This window comes from Daejeonella sp. (assembly GCF_037719425.1).
GTDB lineage: Bacteria > Bacteroidota > Bacteroidia > Sphingobacteriales > Sphingobacteriaceae > Daejeonella.
On record NZ_JBBJNI010000123.1, the window covers coordinates 1 to 3,498 of the forward strand.

General features: G+C 39.3%; 6 protein-coding genes. 5 read left to right on the forward strand and 1 reads right to left on the reverse strand.

All coding sequences use genetic code 11. The features are described from left to right. The 5 genes from WKF69_RS14680 to WKF69_RS14700 all read left to right on the forward strand — a co-directional run. On the forward strand, positions 1 to 203 hold a 203-nt coding region (locus WKF69_RS14680), incomplete at its 5' end, for a hypothetical protein (protein ID WP_340382825.1). A gap of 23 nt (positions 204 to 226) precedes the next feature. Next, positions 227 to 1,087, forward strand: a complete 861-nt coding sequence (prmC, locus tag WKF69_RS14685) for a peptide chain release factor N(5)-glutamine methyltransferase (protein ID WP_340382826.1) — start codon at positions 227 to 229, stop codon at positions 1,085 to 1,087. A 136-nt stretch (positions 1,088 to 1,223) separates the two neighbouring features. Next, on the forward strand, positions 1,224 to 1,514 hold the full coding sequence (locus WKF69_RS14690) for a hypothetical protein (protein ID WP_340382827.1): 291 nt from the start codon (positions 1,224 to 1,226) through the stop codon (positions 1,512 to 1,514). A gap of 8 nt (positions 1,515 to 1,522) precedes the next feature. Next, entirely contained in the window at positions 1,523 to 1,768 is a 246-nt protein-coding gene (locus tag WKF69_RS14695) for a hypothetical protein (protein ID WP_340382828.1), read from the forward strand. 216 nt (positions 1,769 to 1,984) lie between these two features. Then, entirely contained in the window at positions 1,985 to 3,037 is a 1,053-nt protein-coding gene (locus WKF69_RS14700) for a nucleoid-associated protein (RefSeq protein ID WP_340382829.1), read from the forward strand. 3 nt (positions 3,038 to 3,040) lie between these two features. Here the strand turns inward: WKF69_RS14700 and WKF69_RS14705 are convergent. Further along, on the reverse strand, positions 3,041 to 3,498 hold a 458-nt coding region (locus WKF69_RS14705), incomplete at its 5' end, for a tyrosine-type recombinase/integrase (RefSeq protein WP_340382830.1).

The following is a 3,498-nucleotide window of genomic DNA, read 5'->3' on the forward strand; positions in this document are numbered from 1 at the left end:
TTGTTTTGTTTCCATACACTTTGTTTTTGTGTATAGTTATTTTAGGAAGTGACATCGCAGAGAAGGAACCAACCCAAAACTTCAACAAGCATTTTGTGAAAAACTTTGCGTACTCTGCGCCTGTACTCTGCGATCTCCGCGCCTGCCTGCCGGCAGGCAGGCGTAAACAAAACGAAGATTTCGACGACAAACTTCAATTATAATTTCAAATACTTTACTTTGCTGCATGACAATTGCCAGCATTGAAAAAGTATTTGTGGAAGATCTGACAGGTTTGTATGGACCGGAAGAAGCGGGGAGTATTGCATGGCTAGTTATTGGTTTTGTGTGCAAGATCAACCGCTCGCAATATCTCAATAATAAACATGGTGATCTTAGCGGCAAAGAACTTGCGATCTTTTATAACATGCTCAGCGACCTGAAAAAAGGTGTTCCTGTACAGTACCTGATGGGAGAAACCGATTTTTACGGCTCTGTATTTAAGGTGAATTCGTCAGTGCTGATTCCAAGGCCGGAGACTGAGGAACTGGTAGATTGGGTACTGAAAGATATGAAGGCTGATAAGTCGGGCCATGAGGGCTTGAAAATGCTGGATATTGGCACCGGCAGCGGCTGTATCCCCATTACAATCAAAAAATATCTTCCCGGGGTTGAAGTTTCCGCTGTGGATGTATCTTCTGATGCATTAGCGGTAGCACAAGAAAATGCACTGTTAAACAGCACAGAGGTTCGCTTTATTCAGGATGATATATTGAATCCTATTGTTAAGTGGGGCAAATTTTCTATTATCACCAGCAATCCCCCTTATGTCACACTCGCGGAAAAAGAGCAAATGCATGTTAACGTTCTGGATCACGAGCCTCATCTGGCCTTATTTGTACCGGAGAACGATCCACTGATCTTTTATAAAGCAATTGCGAAGTTCGCAGACAGTCATCTCGAAGCAGGCGGACAGTTGTACCTTGAAATAAACGAAAACCTCGGCCAGGAAACTGTGTCCCTGCTAAAGGATAGCGGATTTAAAGACATAGAGCTGCGACAAGACTTGCGGGATCGAGATAGAATGATAAAAGCACGATTAGGTTAAATAAATAGCAGTTTAAATCAAACTGTTTTAATTCAACGCTGTCAGCGACAAATTTCGCGTCTTATTATTGCTGCCGTTAAATAACTCATATCTAAACTGTTGTGAATATGAGCTAATTTTACAGAAAGGGTTATTAATGGGTAACAGACCAAGATTAAAAAAGGATATGGTGGTTAAAGGTGTTGAACCAGACCCATTTGCTTTTACACCAAATAAATGTTCTCCAAATGCGAGAATGGTATATACCAGGTCTGAAAGCATTGAATTTGACATTTGGTTTGACAAACATTATTACATCAGGGAACAGCATGGCGATGACGTTGGAAAACGCGTTGGAATTGATGCAGTAGCGTACAGGAGCTTATTGTCGATGTTACAAAGCACTTACTATACTATTCGATCAGAACTACATTATTTTATTTTGTGAATTTTGAAATGTCACTAAGAGCTGAACGAATAATTCTTACACGTGATAGCGATGATGAACAAGATCTGAATATTATTGTTGAATATCATTATCTGGATTTGAACAGATATGAAGTTACTTTAAAAACTGCCATAAGAAAAGACTCTTTTCATTTTAATGACGGTCAGTTTCAAATAAAAATGTATGCTGATGGAAGTTCAACATTATTTAGAAAGGAACGAGGAAGTGTGAAAACTATTAGCAATTATTTATAGTTTTTAAAATAATAAGTATATTTGTTTTAGTATTTGAGACAGGATAATACTCTGGGCAGCCTTGTAAAAGGCAGGACAAAATTCTGGTCAGTCTCATTAAAAGCCCCTTAACTGGGGCTTTTATAGTTTAGGTTCATTATTCACGGATAAATATTTCGCTTTTATCTTTACTAATTGCACCCGTATTCATCTCCTGAAATGCTTTCTTTGTAAAACATGGTATCATCTTACGAAGCCTCGTTAGAGGAACTTTCAGTACACAGAATCGGCAATAAAGTTCAGAACGAATTCTATAGTTTATCCGAGCAGCCACTTGAAATAAATGATGAAATGCTGAGCCGCCTGCTGATGCAGTATTTCCTTATTCCATTTGAAAAAGCGAATGAGGTTTACCGCTTCATGCATTCGAGCAGTGACCTGAACCTGAATGAATTATTTCACTTTAGTTCACATATCTTCTCTGATAACAACAAGTTTCATGAACTAAGCGGCCAGATTACGAAGCATTTGTTCGACATATCTAATCATCCCAAGATAAAATCGGGCGAATTGTATGTTGCCCGGTTTAGCGACCTGCAGCTTGAAGGGGAACTGGTTGATGCAATTGGCATATTCAAGTCGGAGACTAAAGAACCATATTTAAAGGTTAATCCCGCTCAGGGCGGATTTGATCTTAGCTACGAAGAACACGGAATCAATATTCACAAACTTGATAAAGGCTGCCTGATATTTAATACTGATAGGGCGGAAGGCTATAAAGTAATGGTTATTGACCAAACAAACCGGACGGACGCGGCATACTGGAAGGATGAATTTCTTAAATTAAAGATCAGGAATGACAGCTACAACAAAACCGGCAATACTCTTAACGTCTGCAAGAATTTTATCGCTAATAAAATTGATGAGGACTTTGACATCTCCAAAGCCGACAAGATTGACCTCTTAAATAAGTCGCTGAAATATTTTAAGGAAAAAGACAGCTTTGACATCGACGAATTTTCGGAAGAGGTAATTGGAAACGAGAAAGCTATTAAATCATTCAAAAACTTTACGCAGGATTATAATAATGAATTCGATGCCGGGCTCGAAGGTTCATTTGATATATCGAACGCAGCGGTAAAGAAGCAGGCGAAGGTATTCAAAAGCATTCTGAAGCTCGATAAGAACTTTCACATTTATATTCACGGAAACAAAGAGCTGATCGAAAAAGGATTTGATGAAGGTAAATTGATGAATTTCTATAAGGTGTATTTTAAGGAGGAGCAATAAAATCTAGCTTCTTGGGTGGAAATGAACGATCGTTTCCCGCAGATAATCACGGTCCAGGTGTGTATAGATCTCGGTAGTTGTAATGCTCTCATGCCCCAGCATTTCCTGTACAGCTCTAAGGTCTGCGCCGCCTTCGATCAAATGGGTGGCAAATGAATGTCTGAATGTATGCGGGCTGATACTTTTCGTGATACCTGCGGCTTTCGCCAGGTCTTTAATGATAAGAAACACCATCACCCTGGAGAGCGGACTGCCTCTTCTGTTCAGGAATACGAAGTCTTCTTTTCCTGATTTAACAGGAACATGAACACGCACTTCATGGATATAGATATTAAGAAATTTAATCGCTTCGGAGCCGATGGGAACAAGGCGTTCTTTGTTTCCTTTGCCGAGTATCTTTATAAACTCGATATCTAAATGAAGGTTAGAGATCTTAAGTCCGGTTAATTCTGAAACACGCA

Bases quoted from the DNA above. Each gene is read 5' to 3' on its own strand.
- prmC (WP_340382826.1), top strand. From the start codon at position 227: ATGACAATTGCCAGCATTGAAAAAGTATTTGTGGAAGATCTGACAGGT.
- WKF69_RS14695 (WP_340382828.1), top strand. From the start codon at position 1,523: ATGTCACTAAGAGCTGAACGAATAATTCTTACACGTGATAGCGATGAT.
- WKF69_RS14700 (WP_340382829.1), top strand. From the start codon at position 1,985: ATGGTATCATCTTACGAAGCCTCGTTAGAGGAACTTTCAGTACACAGA.
- WKF69_RS14690 (WP_340382827.1), top strand. From the start codon at position 1,224: ATGGGTAACAGACCAAGATTAAAAAAGGATATGGTGGTTAAAGGTGTT.